This is a genomic window from Occallatibacter sp. (assembly GCF_049582745.1).
GTDB lineage: Bacteria > Acidobacteriota > Terriglobia > Terriglobales > Acidobacteriaceae > Telmatobacter.
In genome coordinates this window covers 1-22,313 of the sequence record NZ_JBAUUO010000104.1, presented here as the reverse complement: position 1 = coordinate 22,313, position 22,313 = coordinate 1, and the positions used below count along the sequence as shown (strand labels likewise).

The 22,313-nt window shown below is 55.1% G+C and carries 15 protein-coding genes and 2 pseudogenes; 3 read left to right on the top strand and 14 right to left on the bottom strand.

The window, feature by feature from the left end:
- Positions 1-3: 3 nt before the first annotated feature.
- Positions 4-1,035 (top strand): NAD-dependent epimerase/dehydratase family protein, encoded by a 1,032-nt coding sequence (locus WCA10_RS16130; RefSeq protein WP_472823537.1) that lies wholly within the window; start codon positions 4-6, stop codon positions 1,033-1,035.
- A gap of 66 nt (positions 1,036-1,101) precedes the next feature.
- Here WCA10_RS16130 and WCA10_RS16125 read toward each other — a convergent pair whose 3' ends face one another.
- From WCA10_RS16125 to WCA10_RS16095, 7 genes and pseudogenes are all read right to left on the bottom strand, one after another.
- Positions 1,102-2,163, bottom strand: a complete 1,062-nt coding sequence (locus WCA10_RS16125; protein ID WP_472823536.1) for an N-acetylneuraminate synthase family protein — start codon at positions 2,161-2,163, stop codon at positions 1,102-1,104.
- The gene (locus WCA10_RS16120; protein ID WP_472823535.1) at positions 2,160-3,827 is read right to left on the bottom strand and encodes a glycosyltransferase; all 1,668 of its coding nucleotides are present in this window, start codon (positions 3,825-3,827) and stop codon (positions 2,160-2,162) included. The genes WCA10_RS16125 and WCA10_RS16120 overlap by 4 nt, the downstream gene beginning before the upstream one ends.
- Before the next feature lie 186 nt (positions 3,828-4,013).
- Entirely contained in the window at positions 4,014-5,336 is a 1,323-nt protein-coding gene (locus tag WCA10_RS16115) for a thiamine pyrophosphate-binding protein (protein WP_472823543.1), read from the bottom strand.
- Positions 5,337-5,489: 153 nt separating this feature from the next.
- Positions 5,490-5,837 (bottom strand): annotated as a pseudogene (locus tag WCA10_RS16110) (thiamine pyrophosphate-binding protein); the annotation flags it as partial.
- Positions 5,838-6,385: 548 nt separating this feature from the next.
- Positions 6,386-6,826, bottom strand: coding sequence for a GtrA family protein (locus tag WCA10_RS16105; protein WP_472823534.1), 441 nt, complete (start codon positions 6,824-6,826; stop codon positions 6,386-6,388).
- 11 nt (positions 6,827-6,837) lie between these two features.
- Positions 6,838-7,827 carry a glycosyltransferase family 2 protein gene (locus tag WCA10_RS16100; RefSeq protein WP_472823533.1) on the bottom strand — a complete coding sequence of 330 codons (990 nt, stop codon included), beginning with the start codon at positions 7,825-7,827 and terminating at the stop codon, positions 6,838-6,840.
- 83 nt (positions 7,828-7,910) lie between these two features.
- Entirely contained in the window at positions 7,911-8,672 is a 762-nt protein-coding gene (locus WCA10_RS16095) for a class I SAM-dependent methyltransferase (protein ID WP_472823532.1), read from the bottom strand.
- A 266-nt stretch (positions 8,673-8,938) separates the two neighbouring features.
- Between WCA10_RS16095 and WCA10_RS16090 the strand changes: the two genes are divergently transcribed.
- Positions 8,939-10,174: a radical SAM protein gene (locus WCA10_RS16090; protein WP_472823531.1), complete on the top strand. Its 1,236-nt coding sequence runs from the start codon at positions 8,939-8,941 to the stop codon at positions 10,172-10,174.
- A gap of 558 nt (positions 10,175-10,732) precedes the next feature.
- Positions 10,733-11,030, top strand: a pseudogene (locus WCA10_RS16085) (transposase); the annotation flags it as partial.
- 25 nt (positions 11,031-11,055) lie between these two features.
- On the opposite strand, the gene WCA10_RS16080 reads toward WCA10_RS16085, so the two are convergent.
- From WCA10_RS16080 to WCA10_RS16050, 7 genes are all read right to left on the bottom strand, one after another.
- On the bottom strand, positions 11,056-13,245 hold the full coding sequence (locus WCA10_RS16080) for a hypothetical protein (RefSeq protein WP_472823530.1): 2,190 nt from the start codon (positions 13,243-13,245) through the stop codon (positions 11,056-11,058).
- Positions 13,246-13,266: 21 nt separating this feature from the next.
- The gene (locus WCA10_RS16075) at positions 13,267-15,405 is read right to left on the bottom strand and encodes a hypothetical protein (RefSeq protein ID WP_472823529.1); all 2,139 of its coding nucleotides are present in this window, start codon (positions 15,403-15,405) and stop codon (positions 13,267-13,269) included.
- Between the two features lie 25 nt (positions 15,406-15,430).
- Entirely contained in the window at positions 15,431-16,855 is a 1,425-nt protein-coding gene (locus WCA10_RS16070; RefSeq protein ID WP_472823528.1) for a glycosyltransferase family 87 protein, read from the bottom strand.
- A 66-nt stretch (positions 16,856-16,921) separates the two neighbouring features.
- Complete coding sequence (locus WCA10_RS16065) at positions 16,922-18,280, bottom strand: glycosyltransferase family 87 protein (protein ID WP_472823527.1); 1,359 nt, start codon at positions 18,278-18,280, stop codon at positions 16,922-16,924.
- Positions 18,281-18,318: 38 nt separating this feature from the next.
- Positions 18,319-19,713: a glycosyltransferase 87 family protein gene (locus tag WCA10_RS16060; protein WP_472823526.1), complete on the bottom strand. Its 1,395-nt coding sequence runs from the start codon at positions 19,711-19,713 to the stop codon at positions 18,319-18,321.
- Positions 19,714-19,735: 22 nt separating this feature from the next.
- Positions 19,736-20,521 carry a glycosyltransferase family 2 protein gene (locus WCA10_RS16055; RefSeq protein ID WP_472823525.1) on the bottom strand — a complete coding sequence of 262 codons (786 nt, stop codon included), beginning with the start codon at positions 20,519-20,521 and terminating at the stop codon, positions 19,736-19,738.
- A 34-nt stretch (positions 20,522-20,555) separates the two neighbouring features.
- Positions 20,556-22,313, bottom strand: a 1,758-nt coding sequence (locus WCA10_RS16050) for a hypothetical protein (RefSeq protein ID WP_472823524.1), incomplete at its 5' end; no start/stop codon positions are given.

Genomic DNA, 22,313 nt, shown 5'->3' with positions numbered 1-22,313 from the left:
ATTATGAATCTGCTGAAGTGTGACCTGGAGTACATCACGCAGCAGACAGCTGGACTGTGGGAAGAGGCGCGCGGAAAGCGCTTCTTCATCACGGGTGGCTCCGGTTTCTTTGGCCGTTGGATCGTGGAGAGCTTTTGTGCGGCAAATCGGGCGCTGGCGCTGGACGCGTCGGCGGTGGTGCTGACGCGAAAGCCGACGGCGTTCGCGAAGAGCGCTCCGCATCTGGCTGGAGATGGTGCAATCAGGCTGCTGCCCGGGGATGTACGCGACTTCAACTTTCCTACAGACACATTTGATTACGTGGTACATGCGGCGTCAGAAGGCGGGGTACCCCCCTTGCAAACGCTGGACACGATCGTTGAGGGCACACGTCATACGCTGGAATTCGCACGGGCATGCAGAGCCAGGAAGCTTCTACTTGCCAGTTCAGGAGCCGTTTACGGTTCCCAGCCTCCGTCTATCGAATTGACGGACGAGTCTTTCGTGGGGTCTCCAGTGTTGACCGGACAAAACGCAGCTTACGGTGAAGGAAAGCGAGTCGCGGAGCTGCTATGCCATCTATATTCCCGCGATTTCGCAATTGATTGTAAAGTTGCGCGCTGCTTCACGTTTGTTGGCGCGCATCTGCCTCTAGATTCACATTTCGCAATCGGCAACTTTATCGGTAATGCTCTTCGCGGGGAGCCTCTCCGGGTGAAAGGGGATGGAACTCCTTTGCGATCCTACCTATATATGGCGGATGCAATGATTTGGCTCTGGACCATTCTCTTTCGTGCTCCAACCCTGCGCCCATACAATCTGGGGTCTGACGAGGCGATCAACATCGCGAAGCTAGCACAAACTGTTGCAGATATCTTGTCTCCAAAGGCAGAGATCATCATCGAACAGCATGCTTTGCCAGGCGCTCCTGTCCAACGCTACGTGCCGGCGATTCGCGCAGCAAGAGAAGAACTCGGCCTCGTCGTTGGCGTCGATTTGCACGAGGCCATTCGCCGGACGGCTTCGTGGTACCAAGACCGAGAAGGTGAGCGTTAAGGGCAAGCGAGCAGTCGCCGCGAATCTGGAAGTAAAGGTCAAATCGGGTAATTCGCAAGCGAAGTGCTATAGCAAGTCCGCCCATTGGAGGACATGGTCCTCTTCAAGATCTCTCGCTACCCGTCTGCCAAGTACCTGATCCCAATTTGCGGGACTGATGCCATGTGCTGGACGCTTATAGGTGATAGCGTCTTCCGTGATCACCGTTCCCGTGGCGAGGCTCCGCTGCACCACGATAGAACGCCGTGCATTCCAGCGGCTTATGCGCTCTGATTCCAGCGGCACTTTCTCCGAAGAGCCTCCGAGCGACAGAATTTTCGCCAGATTCTTACGTAGAACCTTCAGATCGTTCACATCCATGGAATGGTAGTGATCGTTTCCAATAAGTGTCTTATCAGCCGTGAAATGTTTCTCAATAATCCTTGCTCCCTTCAAAAAAGCCGTGGTAGTCACGACCATCGCTGGATCGGGGAGCGTATGGTCGGAATATCCAATAACATAATTAGGAAACACGCGTACCAGCGTTGGGATCATGTTCAAATTGGCATCCTCGTCTGGAGTGGGGTAGTTCAACACGCAGTGCAGAAGTGCAATCTGAGAACAACCATGAGAGGTTACCTCCTGAACTGCAGTGCGGATTTCCTCCAGTGTTGATGCTCCAACCGACAAAACGATGGGTTTGCCCTTACGAGCAATCTTCCGCAAGAAAGGTGTGTTTGTAAGATCGGCCGATGCGATCTTGAAGAACCGCATGAGAGGGTCGAGAAACTCGACCGCGGCATCGTCGAATGGGGTCGATAGAAAATCGATACCTGCGTTTGTAGCATGCTCTGCCAAGGCGGCGAACTCATCGCGACCGAATTTATCGTGCTTCTTGAATAACTCGTATTGGCTAAGCGTAGGTTCCTTGGTCGTGTCCCAATACGCAGGTGAATGTTTCGAAGCAAGCGTCTCCGCCTTATATGTCTGAAACTTAACTGCGTCGGCGCCACCTTCTCTTGCCAAATCGATAAGTTCTTTCGCCCTGGCCAATGAACCTTCGTGATTCACCCCAACCTCCGCGATGATGTACGGCTGAGCATTGGGATCGTCGGTAACAGTCTTCTTTCCTAACGTAATGGCATTCATGTTTGTTGAAGGAGCTCAATGATTTTGGAAGTTATGTTGCGCTTACCCTGTGAGAAATCGAATGATCCAAGCTTTTTATGGATCTTCTCTCGCATGGCGCGGTTGCTCACCAACTCTGAGATACACGCGAGCAGTTTCTGATCAGAAAGTTTGCTGTACAGCGGAAGGAATACCATCCCAGCATTCTTGCCAAAGGTATGCTGCTCTTCGCGTTCGTTAACGGGAATCACCACGGCAGGCACGCGCAACGCTGTCAGCTCATAGACAGTCCGCCCAGCCGAGCAAATTGCCAGGTCGCAGCTGGACATATGCTCTGAAATCTGCCGTGTGCCGTTGGCGATCCACTTGACCGCCTTCCGCTGCCGCGATGGACACTGTTCGAGAAAACGCTCCGTCTGATGGCGATGTACGTTGCCCGGACCTGCGACTGCAATGATCTTGAAGGAGTGCTCCAGCGCCAGCGGCAAGAGCAGCCGGATCAGCCGGAGAGTCATATTGCGATCGTCCGTACCACCAAATGTCACCAGGACAGCGCGTACTTTCTCTCGTGGCGGTTGTGGCTTGGCCGTTACAAATTCAGAACGGAGCCAGAAGTATTTATAACCGGACAGAACATTAGGCGCGGAGTGTCCGAGATAAAGGGCATTAATGCATAAATCTGCCACCGGACCGCCGGAACCGCGGTCCTCGAAATTGACAACCCTGATATGCCGATCCTTCAGAGCCTTCATGTAGGATGCATCTGTGTCGAGAATGTCATTGATTACCAAGTCGGGCGAAAGGTGAGCAACCGCTGTCGTCAGCGATTCATTGGTGCCCTGATAAAAGACCGGGTATAGATCTTCCGCGATGTATTTGCCGGCCAATTCACTTCCTCGTGTGCAGACAAACTGGATCTCGTGGTCGGTTAGCTCCTGGGCCAGCATCAGCGCGCGAAAAACATGCCCCATGCCGATTTGCAGCGATCCGGTAACGACGAAGACGATTTGCTTCCGCCGGAGGATCTTCTCCGCAACCCACCAGTCATTGAAACTGCAGATTTCCAAGGAGTGGGATTCCGGCAAAAGAAACGGCCTCGCCAGGTTGCCGATATAACCTTGCGGCGAAATGGCACGCCGTTTCATGATGAAGAAAGCACCGGTTTCCTTATGCATGAAATCGGTGCCCATGGCATTCTGAACCTCATTAAAAGCAGGCAAGAAGGTGCGGTCCTCGCGCCGCATCCAGCTGCGCTGCGGTTCCTCCGACGTACTAAAGACCGCATCATAACTACTCTCGTCAAGGTACCAGACAGCCTGCCCGATGTCGCGCGCGCGAACCAAGGGAGAAGATGCTCCCATCCAAATGACGTGATCGAATGGTCGCTTGCGGGCTTCCTCCCGTTTCAGAAGCAAATCTATCGTGTAAGCCCGACCAAATACGCGAGGAAAATCCGCGCGATCCTGAATCAGAATCGATCTCACTCCCGCACGGCTTCCGATGAGTTGAATCTCTTCGTCGTCGGTCAGAAGAAAAACATCCTTTGAGACGGCGATCTCCAATGCCAGCGTGATGGAATAGCTAATCAAGGGACGATCATTCAATAAACGGACGAACTTGCGCGGGATCTGGTGGCAACTCCCCATTGCCGGAATGAACACGGCTGCGTTGAGTCGGGATTTCATAAACGCCCCGCAATAGGCTGGCTCGAATGCGACGAGGAACTGCTCGTTACCACGCGGTCCAACCTCCGTCGATCCAAGTGCAACGTCGAATTCCGACGAAGGGATCTCAAAATCCGCACGCGGCGCCCTCCGACGGACCCCAAGCCAACCATTCCGACGTCATAGATCGTGTGTGTTGCAGTCATTTCACTCTTCACCATCGAAAAGATGCATATTTCGTGCGACTTCCTCTGGCGGAAGGAATGGAAACATATCTTCCAGCGGACGACTTTCCATCGAGCCGTCCGGACGCCGCACGGTTGACGTCTTCGGGCTACGGGCCTGGACCGGGGAGAGATTCAGCTCGCAAATAACCGGGCCGTCGATGTTGAATACTTCATCCAAGCCCCGTTCGATATCGTCATTTCTGGCGATGTGCACATATTGAAGACCAAAAGCGGAAGCAAGATCGCGGAAGCTTGGATTGCCAATCCCTGACTGGAAGTCGGCCCCCACAAATCTGCCTTCGAAAAAGTTCTTTTGGGTGGAGCGAATCGCTTCGTAGCCCTGATTATTGTGAACGAAGATCTTTAGAGCCAACCGGTACTTTCCGATTGTCATAAGCTCTTGAATGTTAAATAGCAGGCTGCCGTCGCCGGTCGAGAGGCATACAATCCGCCCTCGGGAAGCAACGGCGGCACCCACACCGGCTGGTAAATCCCAGCCCATAGCGCCATAGTTGATGTTCGTGAACAGGCGTTGTCCCGCCCGGATACCGAATGATTGGTAAGCGGACCAAAAATCCAGTGAATTCCCGGTTACAACAACTGCAGACGATGGCAAATGGTCCGAGAGCTTCCGCGCAAAATAGTAGCTGTTGACGAATTCCTTGTCGGCCAGATAATCGGGCGTGATGGTAGAGTATTTCTCCCTCCAATTCCGGCACACGTCCATCCATTTAGTGGACGGCTCGAATGTGAACTCCGCAGCTTGCTTCAGGAATTCCTTGAAGAACTGGCCTGCATCGGCAACGATTGACAAGTGCGGCGTGAAATTGGGTTTTTCCATTTCATTGCCGTCGATGTTCACCATGATTCGTGTCGCTTTGGGAGCGAATGCCTTGTCGTTGAATCCGATGGAACCAACAGACATACTCGCTCCCACTGAGATGAGCAGATCTGAATTCTGCAAAGCAAAGTTGGCCCGTCGTTGGCCGAGCGGGCCGAATCGGCCCATATTCTGCGTGTCCTCTTCATCGAGCAGGTCAGGAGCGCCAACCGTCAGCAAAACAGGAGCCTTCACCTTATCAATAAAGGAACGAAAGGAATCGTGAGCGCGGCTCAAGTGAATCCCGTTGCCTGCAATGACGATCGGACGTCGCGCCGACTTTAAAAGACGGATGGTCTCCGAGATTTGCTCCGCAACGCGGCAAGACTCTTCCATGAGATCTTCCTGCGGCGGGACAAAGCCCGAAGCAGACTGTTCATCAAAAGACTCTCCCTGAACATCCAATGGGAGGTTGATCCACACGGGTCCGGGCCTTCCGGTGGTCGCATGCCACCACGCGCACTCCAATTCTCGGCGAATCGTGGTTGAATCGGTGATGGTCTTGAAGTACTTCACAACGGGGGAAGCCAGCGCGTCGATGTTGATCTCCTGCGGCCCAAATTGCCGGAGCTTGGTGTAATCGGCAATGAGGGAGCGTCTCACCTGCCCGGAGATCACGACTAGGGGTATGGAGTCGACCCACGCTCCGGCGATTCCAGAGAGTGCATTCGTGCTGCCGGGACCTGTCGTTACCAAACAGGCTCCAACGTGGCAGCGCACACGCGCGTAGGACTCGGCCGCAATTGCACAAGCTTGTTCGTGATAGTTGCAGTAATAGGTGATATCGGGATTCCGGCCCACCGCATCCAGAAGATGCATGATTCCGCCGCCAGAAACCAGAAAGACATCCCGGATCCCATGGTCCACCAGAAACTGGACGACATAGTCAGAAACCTTGATCAACCGACCACCCCTTAAATTCACCCCAAGGGTCGACGCCCCATGCGGACCACCTAGCCGGGCGTCAAAAGCCTTGGAGCGCTGGTTAAGCGAACAAACACTCTTTTGCTTGAAGAGCCAATTTAGCTAAGATGATCCCATGACTCCCACCGAGTGTAACAAAAACGGTGCAACTGATAGGCAAAATGGGCCTTGACCGGTAGTATCTGCTTCGGTACTTTCGTTTCCAGCAAGTTAGTTGTGGAATTTGGTGACTCTACAGGAATCCGAGATCCGATCGTTCATGTGGCATCACTGAGCAAGCAGCCGCGCGAAGCTTGGGGAAAGCGGAATCTCGTCATCGCGCAGGATGACGCGCCGACTGGAAGAACTTCCAGAGACTCCCGGACGCGTATGAGAAGATGTCGTCGCTTTGCCGAACTTGGGAACACCTCCGCTCCGCTAATCCGAAGGAAAACTGCTGAATTGCAATTATTCTATATCCAATTGTTTTCAATAGGGAACGGCATCAGAAAGCTCTTTATAGCAGAGGGATTTACCTGGATTGGTTAGGGCGAAGAGCACGGGTCCGGTCAGATTTCGGTCGACTTTGACCTGAAGGAAAAGTGCTTGTGGCCCAGGAAGTTGAAAACCACGGTCACAACCGTTAGAACGGCAGCGGCAAAATAAGGAGCGTATTCCGGTCTGTGCATCGTTCTGTGCAGGATCATAACCGTCACGGGCAAAGCTATGGCACTAAAAAGCAAGCCGCTGCTATAAACGCCAAAGCAGCGTACCCATTCGACTAGGTAATTGCCGCGCGTACGGAATACAAACCATTTGTACCCTAGGAACGCCACCGTGATTGCGATGACATTACCCAACGCCCATGCCAGCATGTAACTAAACGATCCAAGTCCGCTAAATAACCAATTCAAGAACGCAAATATGGCGAAGCCGAAAAGCGTATTGAAGCCACCAACAAAAAGATAGCGAACAAAGTGCCTGGATGATTCTGATGGGCGGATCTTCACGGAAAGAGGACCTACCAATTGATGCGCTCTTTTTCGGTGACAAGAGGTCGCTTGAGCACAAGCGTGTGGATTGAGCCGACATATTCTCCGATGATTCCCAGGGCGATGAGCTGGACGGAGCCGAGAAAGAAGAGACCGAGGACGACTGGGGCTATGCCGACGTTAAAGTTGGCCCAGAAGACGAGCTTATAGACCATGTAGAACATTCCGACCAGGAAGCTGAAAAATGCGGAGATGAAGCCGGCGAAGATGACGAAGCGCAAGGGAACCTTGGAGAGGTTGGTGATGCCCAACATAGCAAGGTCGTAGAGGGAATAGAAACTGTTCGAGGTGATGCCCCGCTCACGGCGGGCCTGGTTGTAAGTGACCCGGGCGATGGGCAGTCCCAGTTCGGCGATCATGCCGCGGAAGTAGGGATAGGGATCCCGGAAGTTGGCGCGTATCTGGTCGATCACGGAGCGGTCGTAGAGGCCGAATCCGGTGAAGTGTTCGAGGATCTGGACGTTGGTGAGGCGGGCCACGAGGCGATAGTAGGCAGTACGAATGCTATACATCAGGCCGCTCTCGTCGCTCGAGTTCTTGATAGCGGCGACGATCGGGAATCCTTTCTCCCATTGGCGAATCATCTCGACGAAGAGTTCGGGCGGATCCTGCCCGTCTGCCGCGACAACACCGACGACATCACCCCGGGCCTGCAAAAGTCCGTTCATTCCCGAACGATCGGCGCCGAAGTTGCGAGCGTTGAGGATCACCTTGACGGTGGAATCCTCCGATGCCATCTGGCGGAGCAGTTCGACGGTGCCGTCTGTCGACGCGTTGTCGACAATGAGATGCTCGAATCGATATTCAGGGAGCTGATCTGCCAATGCCATCACCCGCCTGTGAATCTCGCGCACATTGAGCACTTCGTTGTAGCAGGGAGTCAGGATCGTGATCAGTTTCTGGCCTCCCCGAACTCCTGCTGGTTGGGGTTCGATCTGATCATCTGGTGTGATGGACATGTCGTTATGACCCAAAGTCTAGCATAGGAAATACCCGCCGATGGGGTGTGCGCGGCTTCGGTGCAGAGGATGTCCTCGAATGGTTATTTCCTCTTCTCCGGCGTTCCGAGGCACCAGGCGAACTGGGCCATTCCAGCTACCGAGCTGCTCTCATAAGAGCCCGCGGCGATAATCGTTCCGCCGGCACATTTCATCAGAGTCTCAAGCGAGCGCACTGTGAAGTAGTTAATGTGTTCGTGCATGAGATAAAGAGCCTTCGGAGTCATCAACGCGGATGACTTGGCAGGGCGCATCGCTGTGGTCACGGCGATTTGCGCGACCCGCCGAGCCACGCGATACGCGCCAGTGGGGATTTCGCAAGGAACCTCGAGAAACACGAGACTGTCGGCCTGGGCGCTATCCAGTATTTGTTTCGCCAGAGCCAACGGGAAGCCGACGTGTTCGAGAACATTGCTGTTGATGATCAGGTCTGCGGCACATTCAGTGGGGTCGGAAACCGCTTTGACCCCGTCGGCCGGGGCAACGCCGGAGATATCGAAGACGAATGCTTCGGCCTCTGGAAAGAGGCCCGCGACCAGGTCTCCTCGATCGCCGCCATGATCGAGGACCCTGCGGATCTGCCTGCCTTCAAGGTGCGGCGCAAGGGTCTTGCTGAGCCTCTCCCGTCTTTTTTTGTAGAAGGAGGAGGATGCAAGCTCTGCGTTCATTTTCGGCGTATACCAAGGCTCGAAGGAGTTGCGCATTTCGAGGTACTCGGGAAGGCGATAGCTCTCGTAGAGCCTTTGGAGTTCGTCATTTTCGAGCCGGGGATTGTAAAACGAGAAGCCGCAATCTGTGCACCGCACGAGATTTACATCGAACGCCTTACGGTTCCATATTCGTTGAGCCAGAAATGGAGAAACGAGGGCTTTCTTGAGGAGTTGGATATCCCCATTGCAAATTACGCATCGATGCGCTTCCTGCACATTCAGCCCTTTCGCGGTCGGATTCCAAGATGATATCTCGTTTCATAGCTTTTTTGCGCCAACTGTTCATCCAAGGTAATGCAGCAGTGGTACTTCGCCCTTGACTTGCATTGGTTTTTAGCGGAGATTTGAAGGACTAGGAACGCATGTTTAGATTTGGAAATTCGTCTCTACTGTCGCCGTATGAGGCGTTTCGACTCTCCCTGGCCAGCCCGCGCTGCTCGATGAACGCGGTGCGCGACCGCATCGCGGGGAATGGATCGATTCGATTCCCTCGGAGAATCCTCCTGCATCTCGCAAACCGTTGTAACTTCGCTTGTCCGATGTGCTCGATTGGAGTTGCGCGCGAGGAACGTCAGAAGGAGGGCCGAGGCGATTCCCCTTGGGAAGTCGTCGAGAAAGCGATCACCGAAGCTGCCAAACACGGCTGCTACGTTGAGTTGCTGGGCGGAGAACCTTCCCTGTATGGCCGGCTTTTCGACACGATTGCTCTTCTCACGAAGTACCGACTTCCTTCCTATATCGTTACGAACGGTTTCAACCTTAAGAAACGGGCCCACGAAGTGATAGAAGCAGGGCTGAAGGTGCTTCTCGTTTCGATGGATGGCTGGGACGAGGAATCGAGCTACAAGCGTGGGCTTGTGCCGGGATCGTTCGAAGCGATTCGGGCGGGCATCGAAGAAGTCAATCGCCTTCGCCGCGGCATCTTTCCGATCCTCCGTATATCGTCAGTAATAACGAAAGCAAACTATCGCGACATTGACCGCATTGCGGATGCGGTTTATGGAATGGGCGTGCGGCGCTGGATGATACAAAATTACTGCTTCATGAACGACGATGCCATGGCAGCACACCACAAGATGAAGGCGGAGACAGGAATTGGCGACCAACTCATGATGCATCATATCCCCGATGCGGACGCCTACTTCGATCGTTCCGAAGTGCGCGATCTTCAGGCTTCTCTTGCCAGGACACGCGAGAAGCTGAAACGGCAGTACCCAGACATGCGCGTTGACTTCAATTTTGATCTGGATCTGAACGATTATTATTCCCCGCGCCGACCTGCCAGCTCTTCCAAGTGCTCACTGCCATTCCACCGGGTTGACGTTTTCCCTGACGGCAGGATCGCATCATGCGGTGACGGACACACACTTGGAAACATCTTGAGCGGCAGCATCTACGACGCGTGGAATGGACCTCAGCGAGCCGAGCTCATGGCTCTTTTGCGGAAAGAGCGCATCTTACCAATGTGCTTTCGATGCTGCGGCATAATGCCAGATTTGAAGTTTGATGACACGTCGACTCCCTATCCTCCTGCAGCTTTGAGGAGCCCTGGAGAACATGGGGCCTATGTTCAATTGTCCGGCGTGGCCAAATCGTGATCCCAATCATCATCGATCAAGATGATTCAGAGTCTTGTTGTCAGCGGCAGTCCGAAGCCTGGAATTCAGGGTCGGCGACGGGTGGAAAGTAGATCGCAGTCGGCTGTGCGGCTTAGTTCGAGAGATCTGCAGATTCGGCTAGGGTCTCTCCCGACTTGATGTCCAGAACTTCCTAGTTGATTCCCATGCCAGCAGCAATTCAGCTGTTGGTGTACGTGTATTCCAGTCTGTAATTGCCCGGGCGGCAATGACGGCACCTGCTCCGACTGGTACTTTCCCCTCCTGCCATTCGCTCTCCTTGATCAAGCCTCTCTCCTTCACTGGCTCGAAGAAGGTCGGGACCTCAAGTTCAGCGTCGCCACGCAGTAATCCGGATTCAGAGCCAGAGCGTGCCGGAATAGCAGTAGGATCGAGCCGACCTCCGGAATCGACATGTCCATAAAGTCGATGACGAGCTTCTCCACCTAGAGGCCGGTTGGCGCTTGAGTACTTGAGTAAATATGGGCATCTATATTTAAGTCGATGCGAAGCTGTACGAAGGTATCGGCCTCGATGGTGAGCGATCTGAACCAGAAGATCTACGGCAAGATAGACGAGTGGCGGTTGCGGCCCTTGGTGGGCGACTTCCCGTATGTGTTCCTAGACGGGTTGTGGCTGAAGCGGTCGTGGGGCGGAGAAGTCAGGAACTCAAGAACGTCTCCGTGCTGGTGGCCATTGGAGTGGCGCAGACCGGGTACCGGGAGATTCTGGCAGTGAGTGAGGGAGCCAAGGAAAACAAGATCAGCTGGACGCAGTTTTTGCAGAGTTGAAGGAACGCGGCTTAAAAGGCGTGCAGTTGATAGTCAGCGACAAGTGTTAGGGTTGAGGCCGCTACCTCAGCATTAACGCCGACAGTCGAGCGCGCGAAACTCGGGGTTGGTGACTGCGGCGTTAAGTGTCCAGACCCAGCTGGTGCGGTCGTTCCAGACGGGGTCGTAAATATTCGCGATGAGATAGTCGATGTGGTAGATGTGGCACACGTCTCGTGCCGTTTCAGCGGTGGCATGCTTGAAGAGCGGCGGAATGGCTGCGATCATGTCCGGGCAGCCGGAGGGATCACCGCCGAGCTCGGAACCGCACCAGAGCTGGTCTGAGGTGATGGCGGCCTGGTGGTTGATGTTGGCCAGATCGATGTTTGTCCAGAATGTGTCAGGAGAACTGGGGTTGAACTGCACGATGGCATTGCGAGCGATCTCAGTATTCAACTGCGCATAGCCAAGTGCGGAGATGTACGCCTTATGAGGGAGAGTGCCATTTCGCACATCGGGTAGAGCGAGGATTCCGAAACGAAGGATGGCTGCAATATAAACGGTACTGAGCGCACCCAGAAACATGCAGACCTTGGCACTCGATGTCAGCCAGAGCGGAGCCTGGGGAGCTTCGGGACCGCGGACAAGCGCCGCGCTTTTGTGCTTTCCGCGACTCCAGCCAATTACGAAGCCCGATGCCAGCAAGAGAAGGGGGAACTCCACAAACATGCCACCATGAATGCCGAAGTCGTTTATGGTCAAAACCTCTGAACGGAGGAAGGAGATGAGGGGAAACGTCGCAAATGCGAGGAACAGCAGCGCTCTCTGCGCGGAATTCAGGGGCTTCTCAGCTCGCCAGCGAGGGACGAGGTAAGCAACCATTACCAGGAAGTAGAATCCCAACTCCACGGCATATCCGGGGATCATCAAGATGAGTTTGGCGAAAGCCCGTGCGGGCCCCGGATGCGCAATTGCAATGTTCCGGAAAATAGGCAGGGCAAGCAAGCCGGCCGGAGAGATTGTTTCGCGAATTGCAAAACCAAAAACATGGCCGCCATGTACTCTAGACGATCCCTGGGTCAACTCCTGCAAATAGGGGAGGAGCAGGACAGCGGCCAGCACGCCGCCCGCCGCCAGGTACAAAACCGGCTTTGGTTCGCGCTCCACGGCGAGCTGCCATATCCCCCAGGCAAGAACGATCAGGAAAAAAACGAAAGCGACATAAATAGACAGCCCGAACGCGCTGGCAAAGGACACCCCAATCATGACCGCAGTCCCAAGCTGCAGCCCGCCACGATGCTCCTTAGCCATCCAAGCCAGCAGGAACGCCAGCATGCAGCAAACCAGGCTCGCGACATGATGCGGATAGAAGTAGAAATTGTCGATCCAACTCGTAATTTGGCCTTCGGGCCATACCTCGATGCCCGGGGGCGATTTGTGCAAGATGAAAATGTCCCACACATCGACCACAATGTAGGGACCGGTGATTGCGAGAAGCCCAATCGATACCAGAAATTGCTTACGCAGCTGAGCGCCCACTTGCAGGAAGTGTTTGAGATAGAGACCGACGAGAGCTGCCAAACTGAATCCGGACCATATGCAGCTGGCGATCACGATCACGCGCATGGGGAATGGCGTAATCCGCGCGATCACGGCGCAGTCGACGAGCCAGAAATAGTAATAACGCAGATTGGCTGCGTGTTCGAAAAAGTAGAGGGGATTATCAGGCGGTAGTCCCGTCCGGAGGACAGCATCGGCCCAGTTGACACGCGTACCGTGATCGAAAAACGTCAGACTCAGAAACAATTGTTGGCCGCGTTGAAAGTCAATCAACGACAGAATCGCAAGAGCGGTCCACGCGAATGCCAGCGCAATTCCGATGCCGCCCAGCGGATGAAAACCCAAGGGCCACTTCGCACCGGTCCGGTGCAGATGGAACCATTCCCAACCGAGGCATCCGAGGAAAACCACACCGCAAAGACTGAGCGAGACGGCTGCTGTCGTAAGCGAGAGGAATCGACTGACTAATACTGAGGAGATCGTCGAGATCCCGATGGATAGCGGAATGCTCCAGAAAAGGCGCTCTATAACCGTCCGCTGGCGAAAGCCGTGCAGATTGGTGAACCAGGCCACAACGTATCCGGGGAAGATTGTCACAGGAGCAAAGGCCGGAATTGCGAGTAAGCTCTCGATGAGCTGGGACGCTGTGACTGACTGGAGAATAGAGATGTTGTCCTCCTGCTCTCGATGCGAATCTTTCCATTCCCGCGAGACTTTGGGCAAGCGAACCTGGCTGCGTCTTCGCTAACGGCAATCGAGCGCTCGAAACTCCGGGTCTTGTACAACCGGCGTAAGCGTCCAGACCCAGCTTCGCCTTTCTTTCCATACGGGATCGTAAATGGTGGTGACGAGGTACTGAATTCCGAACCGGCGACAGATTGAGCGGGCTTGTTCGTCGGTAGAGTCGATAAAAAGGGCATCAAGGGCTGAGGCCATAGCCGCGCAGCCGGTTGGATCTCCCCCCAGTTCAGAACCGCACCACGGCTTGTCCCCCGCAATCGCGACTTGGCGATCGATAGCCACGAGGTTCACAAGTCCCCAGAAGTCGTTCGGGAGAGACGGGTTGAATTGCACGATAGCAGCGCGCGGGATAACCGCGTCCAGCTGAGCGTATCCAATGGATGAGATGTAAGCGTCGTGAGAGAGATTGCCGGCTATTGGATCGTGAACGGCGCGCTCGTGAGCCGCCTCCACCAGAGGAACGGTGAACCGGAACATCACCCCATAGTAGGCAGTGGTCAGCACTCCGACGACGCAAACAAGAGCAAGGATCGACCGCAGCCAGTTAGGTGCTCTGGCAGGCGCCGGCGACTGATCCTCGGCCAACTTCTGCTTCGAATCCCGGCCCTGCCAGCTCATCACGACTTCTGAGCCCAGTAGAAGCAACGAGAATTGCATGAACAGAGCTCCCCGAAAGCCGAAGTCATTGTAGGAAATCACAGAGGATCGGATGAGGGACGTAATGATGAGTGAAGCCGCACTGATGAAGATGAGCGTGCGTCGTGCGGGAGTGAGTTGCGCGCGAAAACGAAGGGCAGGAAGCAGGTAAAGGAGAAACACACCGAAGAAGAAGCCCAGCTCAACGGCCAAGCCCGGAGTGAGGAGCAGAAGTTTGGCGAGGTTCTTAGCCGCTAACGGGTGAGATAAGGCGATGGACTGGAACAGTCCCGATGAAAGCAGCCGGCCGGGGGGGACGGTTTCGCGAACGGCAAAACCAAAGGGGGAGGTGCCGTGCATCCCGGATGATGAACCGGCCAGTTGCCTGAGGTAGGGAATGAGGAGAAGGCCAGAGCCCAAACAACCAGCCGCCAGCATCATCGAAGAACGAAAACTCCGCTCGAATATGAACTGCCACAGTCCCCAGGCCAACATCACCAAAGCAAATGCAAATGTAACGTAGAGCGAGAGGCCGAAAGCGCTGGCCAACGCAAAGGCGATAAGCATCACGATCGGGGCAAGGCGCCCGCTGCCATCTTTGTTTCCCATCCATGCCAAGAGAAAGGCGAACATGCAGCACACAAGGCTGACAACGTGATGCGGGGCGAATAAAAGCGTCACGAACCAACTGTCGATTTGGCCAACGAACCATGCTCGCGGATGGCTGAAGATCGGGATTCGCCAATAAATGTAATTCCAGATGTGAACGATGATATCGAGTCCGCTAACCATCAGCAGCGAAATGGCGACAATGAAATGCCGGCGCAATTTCTCCGTGACGCCGAGAAAGTGCTTGAGGTAGAGACCGATGAGAGCTGCCAAGCCAAATCCCGACCACACACAGCTGGCCATCAGTGCGGTACGAGCAGAAACATGCACCATGAGAGCCACTACCGCGCAAATGACATACCAGAAATAGTAGTTGCGCATGGCGCTCGCGTGTTGGTACCAGTAGTACGGATTGGCCGGTGGAACGCCGGTGCGCAGGATGCTTTCAGTCCAGCTGACCCTCGCCCCTTGATCGTAGATGGTGAGGCTCATGAAAAGCTGATGGTGATACTCGAAATCAACGAGGGACAGGACGGCAACTGCGATCCAGAGGGCAGCCCAGACGATGGCTGAGCCACCTAAAGGCTGCCAGCCGGTAATCAAGTTCGCGTTGTTCCGGCGCAGTTTCCTGCTCTCCCAGACAAGAAGGGCCAGCCAAAGGGCTGCGCCGGCCTCGAAGACCCGTACCACGGCGATCAGGGAAAAAGCCCACGCGATCAACACCGATGCGATAGTTGAAACAGCAAACGATGCCGGGATACTCCACAATATCCGTTCCACAAACGAACGGGAGCGAAAGCGATAAAGGTCAGTGATCCAGCTGACAAGGTAGCCTGGGCACACCGCGACGGGAAAGAAAGCCGCAATGGACAGCAGAACGTCGCGGATCTCGGTCACTGCGATGTTGTGAGCGCCGTAAATCTCAATCTCCTTGCCACATAACGAGCTTCGCCTGAGGATTGGCCTTTATTTTCATGGTTGAGAACGGGGAACTGCGAATTCGATTTGAAACGGTAACCTGCTCAGGCAATGCTTCAAAGCCTCGATTTTCTTGATCGAGCAAAGAGTGCTTTGCTAAGACCCAGAGGTAGAAGACCGCCATCAAGAGCAAGACAAGCGGAGCTGGACGGGTAAAAACGACGGTTATCAAGCGGCTTGCGAACGTAGGCTGCGGCACCAGGATGCCGCGCGTAAGCAGGATGCGAATGCCCGAGAAGATATCCCCGTTGACGACAAATCCCGCGGCGGTAACGAGCATGGCCAGCCAGCCGAGCGCTCCCCTTCTGGCCCAGAGCATGGCACATGCTGGAATCGTGAGCAGGATGAGTTTCGCGTCGTGCTGCATGTGATATGTGGGAAGCATCGAGAGCGGCGCAGCGGCCGCAAGCGCCAGAGAAACTCCAATCGGGGTGGGCCGGGTGCGTGCTGTCAAGACTACCCAAATGAGTATCAGCACAATGCCGATGGCGTACGCGATCAGGTTATAAGTCGAGGGATTCGTAAAAAAGATGCCGGCAACCGACTGAAGTTGCACGAGCGAGTCCATATTGCGCCCGGTCATGCCGGTTGCCGCGGGATCAACAATGCTGCCGACGCCGGAAAAGAATGCCATGTTGGCTTGAAGTTCCTGCAGCCAATGCGAAGACACGTAAGTGACCCAGAGAACGACCGGAAGGCTCAGGATTACAACGGTGAATAGAGCCTGCAACGCACGTTTGCGGAAGGCGCCTCCCACGAGAAGAAGGCACAACCACACCAGACCTGAATCGTTGGGCTTGAGCGCAAGGCTTAGAGCGAGGCAGAGCACGCCGAGCACTACAAGACGCCCACGATAGAAGCACCAGACCGCAATCACGCACAAACCAACGGCTATCGCTGCTGCGTTGCCAACCATGAACAGCCAGAAGCTGTTCATGAGGGCAAACCCGGCCAGAAAACCAGAAAGCAGGGGAGCAAGGTCGCCAGCCATATCACACGCGAGAATCGAGGCAAGAACGAGACTCAGGGTCAGAAAAACGGTCCAAAGCAGTTTCCCCGCAGCAAACCCGACGAAGGCGAACGGAAGCGTAACAATGAGAGCCGTGGGCGGATAGAAGAAACGGGTCTTGACCTGGCGGTCCAGAATCGGTTCGTTGGGCCGCTCTCGATCTTCGCCCTGGTAGACGCGAAGAACATCCCTTTCGCTGTAGGGATCGCCATGCTGGAGGAGGCATCGAGCAGGGTAATACACGACCTTGAAATCACCCATTTCGATCAGGGAAACGTGCCGCCATGCAATGCCGACGACCAGAAATACAATCATGCCCAGCAACACCAGGATCAGTCCATCCAGCCGTCCTTTCTTCATATGCAAGTCCCATTCTGTGTCAGAGCAAGTTTGATTTCCTGGATGTCTACAAAGACGCTGAGTCAGTCATGAAACGGTTATCCCGGAAGTGAAAGTGTTTGTGGAGCCTGCAAAGGGACTGATTGCAACACTGCGGGAACTCCGCCGCACAAAGGCCCATAAGAAGAAGATGGAAGTGACCAACAAGATGAGTGGAGTTGGGCTCCAGAGCAAAACCGTGATGAGCTTTCCGAAGAAACTGTCAGCCGATAGCGGTAGTCGCCGAGCGAACAAGGCGAGCATTGCCAATGGAAAGTCTCCCGTAGCACATATGGCCGAGCCTGTGACCAGAAGGGCGGCCCACCGAACCACACCTCCCTCCGCCCACAGAATAGCGAAACCGGGAACCGTCAACAGAAGCAGTTTGGCATCGTAAGGCCGATGATAGCTGGGCAGCATTGAGAGCGCTGCAATGCCTGCGAACACGAACCAGAGCCCGGCAGAACTCTGGCGCGAACGCAAAACGACGAAGGTCCACGCGAAGAAGAGTAAGCCGCATGCAAGAAAGCTCATTCCATTATAGAAATGCGGATCGTCTTTGAAGACGCTGATCGCGGCCTGTAAATCGATCGCGCGAATGACTCCGTGGCCCGTAAAGGAGGACGGACCCGGATCATTGATTCCACCTTGCTGTGAAAACCACAGCAGGTTGGAGTGTAGAGCCTGTATCCAGTGCGGCGAGATGCGGGTCGTCCATAAAAGGATGGGAAGAGTGAACACCACGTAGACAGCGACAGAACGCAGCGCACACCGTCTGAGTGTTCCGCCGGCAAGCAGTAAATACAACCAGACGAAACCTGCATCGTGAGGCTTCAGGGCGAGGCTGATCGCCAGACAGATGACCCCCGCTGGAACAAATCTTTCGTTCACGAAGCACCAGACGGCTATGACGCATAAACCGACGGTAACGCCGGCCGGATTGCCGATGGCAAGGGCCATCCCGCTGTTGGCAAGCAGGAACCCCAGAAGCACGCCAGACGCCAGAGGCGCGTCATTAAGACCGAAGCTCCACATCAGAAATCCGGCAAGAGCCAGGCTGGCCGCGGTCACGGTCATCCAGAGGACATGCGCCGGCCCAACAGGAAGCAACGCGAAGGGGGCTGTAAAGAGGAATGCGGTCGGCAAATAAACGTAGCGCGTAACCACTGACCGGCTGCTGTCGGAAACGGGAAGGTGCGCGTGTTCCTGCTCCTCGTACAATCGAAATACGTCGCCTTCGGCGTATGGGTCACATCCCCGTTGGACGAAGCAGCGCGCGCTGTAATAGGAAGCTTTGAAATCTCCGGCTACCCCCGGCGCGTGAATCTCAAAGACAGAACCGAGGAAGATGAAGAGAGCCGTTCCGAAAAGGAGGGCGGAAACGCCGCTCAACCGCGATCTCTTCATGGTTCGCCATCCTTCAGCGAGAGCCGATGCAATGACTCTCAAATTCCTGCCGCTTTTGGCAATCGATAGGACCTGCCCGTGACAGAGGATACGGGATGTTCAGGCGTCTTCTTCAATGTTCCGGTTTCCGTTCCAACCGCCCGCCGGACGTATATCCACGTGTAAAAAATCGCCGTGCAGAGCAAAATGAGCGGGGCCGGACGCAGCAGCCAGATCGTAAGCACCTTTGCGGTCAGTCCCATTTGAAACACGTTGATATTCCGCGTAAGAATCGAGATGATCGCGAGCGGAATGTCTCCCGTCAATGTCGCGGCCAAAGTGGTCAACACAACGGCGGCCCGCGCGAGCCAACCCCCACCCGCCCATAGCATGGCGCAGGCTGGAACCGCAAGGAGCAAGAGCTTGGCATCGTATGGCCGGTGATAGCTTGGGAGCATCGAGAGTGCAGCAATCGAAGCCAGTCCGCACCAGATACTTGCCTGTGCATCCGACCTGCGGAGCATGGTGATCAGCAAAATGACCAGGATAGATGCGCAGATCGCCAACGCCACGGGATTGTAGAAACGCGGTTCGTCGCGAAACACGCTGGCAACCGTTTGCAGGTCGATGATTACGTCAGCGCTGCCACGTCGACTGATCGAATGAGGGCCCGGGTCGCTGATATCGCCAGGGGCGGATGTCACCGCAAGATTAGCAGCCAGTTCCCGGGGCCAGTGGGGGGCAACGTTCGAAACCCATAGGAGCGCCGGAACAGCCAGCAGAACTGTGATTGCCAGGGCCTCCAGAGCGCGTTTCCGCAATGCACCTCCCGCGACGACCAGAAAGAGCCACGCCAGGCCGGAGTCATGCGGCTTGAGAGCCAGGCTAACGCCAAGGCCGACAACGCCGAGCCACTCATACCTTTTCTTGACGAAGCACCAGACGGCAATTACGCAAAGGCTCACCGCGATTCCCGCGGTATTGCCCACCGCGAAGAGTACCTCGCTGTTCGCGAGCAGGATGCAGATGAGGAGGAGGGAAATGCGGGGCGCGTATATTCTCGCCAAATCGTGCACCAGAAACGCCGCGATTGTGAGACTGACAGAAATCAACGCGAGCCAAAGCACATGCGACGCTCCCCAGGGGAGTATCGCGAGCGAAGCCACCAGGAAGAGCGTGGTGGGAAGATTTACACATATTGAGACGGCGCGAAGAAAGAGGAATTTCTTGAACGGATCGGACGGGAACTCCCCACTCTCAGCCGCGTAGACACGAAGGAACTCGCCGGCCCGATAAGGGTCGCTGCGATCAATCAGGCAGCGGGCGCCGTAATAGACAGCTCTATAGTTTTCGGTTCCACCCGGAGACGTTCGATCGACAAGAACGCCCAATAGGATCGAAATCCCGCTGCTCAACAGGATCATGAACACACTCATCGCGCGTATGTTTGGCATATCCTGTTTCGCTTTCAATCCTTCAAGGGTGATTTCCGGCAGCATAGAGCTGTTGACCAACCGTTCGACCGTTGGCGTCGAATCGCGCCAAGTGCATCACGCCGAATCTGTGCAGGACAAAGGTGAGCGTAGTGGCCAGAACGCCCAAACCGTACTGCATGCTGCGCTTGAAATTGATCGAAGACGCTTCTTCGAAGTACTTCGTCGGGCAAGAGATCTCGCCGATTCGGAAGCCGAACATTACGGCCTGAGCGATCATCTGGTTGTCGAAGACAAAGTCGTCGGAGTTCTCGAGAATCGGGAGCGTCTCAAGCAGTTTGCGCGAGAATGCGCGGAAGCCCGTATGGTACTCTGACAACTTCACGCCCAAAAACAGGTTCTGGAATGCCGTGAGAAATCGGTTTGAAATGTATTTGTAAATCGGCATTCCGCCGCGCAATGCTCCGCCGCCAAGAATGCGCGACGCGAGAACCATATCGTAGACACCGCTGGAGATCATACCAGCCATGGCGGGAACCAGCAGGGGTGTGTACTGGTAGTCAGGATGAACCATCACAACAATGTCCGCACCCGCGGCGAGCGCTTCGCGGTAACAGGTTTGCTGGTTGCGGCCGTATCCGTAATTTGAATCATGGACAAAAGTCTGGACGCCAAGTTGACGGGAAAGTGCCACGGTCTGGTCCCTGCTCGAGTCATCAACAAGGATCTTGATGTCGACCAGATCTGACAGTTCGCGCACAGTCATTTCCAACGTCTTTTCCGCGTTGAACGCCGGCATGACCACCGCGATGCGTTTTCCGTTGATCATTGTTTCAACACCATACCCCACTGAGTCTCTATTTTCACATCTTTGGCCATGCTGCGGATCCGCCTGAAGGCACCGCAGTAACCTTCCCTGTCATTGGGTACGGAGTGACCTCCGCCGAGGGTAAATCCGGCTGAACCAACCATGCTTTTCGGTTCTTGTAGTACTGAAGGAGTTCTTGATTATCTGCATCACCCATATCGCGAGCCCAGATTACCTTGGACCGATCGATGTCCGCAGCATTGAACACCCATTCATCCAGGGTATCGTGGTCTGCGGCGTATCGAACGATGGCAATCTGCCCGCCGGGAATCTGCTCAAGTCGATTTTCCACGATGGAGCGCTGCGTGACGAAGTGATCGGGGCCAAACCAATTGAGAATCCATGTCGCTACCGGCCGCTCGGGGACCGGGCAATCCAGCTGCTTGTTGAAGAGCCGCACGCAAACCATTAGAACGCAAATAGCAACGGAAAATCGGGTCAAGGCCATTCCCACTTCCAGTCCTCCCGGTTTCCAAAGCCTCAGATGGCGCATCGCCTGCAATCCCACCGCGTAAAATGCCGATGTAAATGGCGCCAGATAATGCGGAAAGAGATATATCTCAATCGTCATACCAGCCGCCAAAAAGAGCAGACAAATGACGAGCAAACGGATGCGGCGGTCACGTAAGGCCCACGGAATCATGAACAACGGCGGGATCAGGGCTATGCCAGAGAAGAAGTACACCCCTCGAACGGCTTTGATCAGCGTCATCTCAGGGAATCCTGCAATGGAATGGACGCGGTAGTAGTCGATGGCGTCGGTCTTGTAAAAGAGCCGCATCTCCGGGTGACGATAATGTGGTTCGGGGCGGGGCTCCTCCCATACGTAATAGGGGGTAGTGGCGTAAGTTGCGCGGTTAATTGTGTACGGCAGCGTAAGTGGACTTCCGAACGCTCGGTAGTTGTAGTATCCCAACCACCCCCCTCCCATCAGAAGCAGAACCAAGCATGGCACCGCGCGCTTTAGAAGCGTCTCGACCGGCAGCCGCCTTGCTGTCGTGAACCAGTGGAGGAGCGACACCGCGACCGGTATGCAAAGAAGAACTCCCTCGTAGGGGCGAGAAAGACCCAGAATTACGACTCCAACGCCCATCAATAGCAGGTTGTGCGCGCAACGATCTTTCCTGAAACGCGGCAGGCTGCCAAGCACAAGCGCCCCTCCAAGCGCAGAGATCGGTCCGGCATTGTCGTACGTGCTCGTCCAGTAGCTGAAGAGCGCGATCCTCATCACAGCCAGAAATCCACCCAGCAACGCCCAGGATGGCGGGAGCCACGCCTGAAGCATCCAGCACACGGCCGCACACATCGCGGCTCCGCCGATCATGACGCCAAACCAGGGCTGCCCGAACAATACCTTTGCAGCTGCCAGAACCAAACCCTCGGCAGGAAAATACATCGACATGTAAGTCGGAACCATATCGACGTGTATGGTTTCAAAATGGACCCACATTGTCGGCGTGGGGTTGGTCAAACGCCCATGACAGAACGTATCTGCGGCAAGCAGGTTACTGAATTCGTCGGGGCGGAGAGGAATCGGAATTGGAAGAATAGGAAGAATTGCAAGTCGCAGCAAGAGAGCGGTGAGACCCACAACTGCTATCGCGGTTTTAGGCCTTCGGGCGAGAATACGAAATTGGCTCTCAATTCGAGAGAAAAGCCCGGCGCAAACTCGGGGCCACGCAAATGCGCATCCCACGAGAATCGCGGTAACTGCCCCTTCAAGGCCGATGAGCGGAAATGTTCCCGTCAAAGC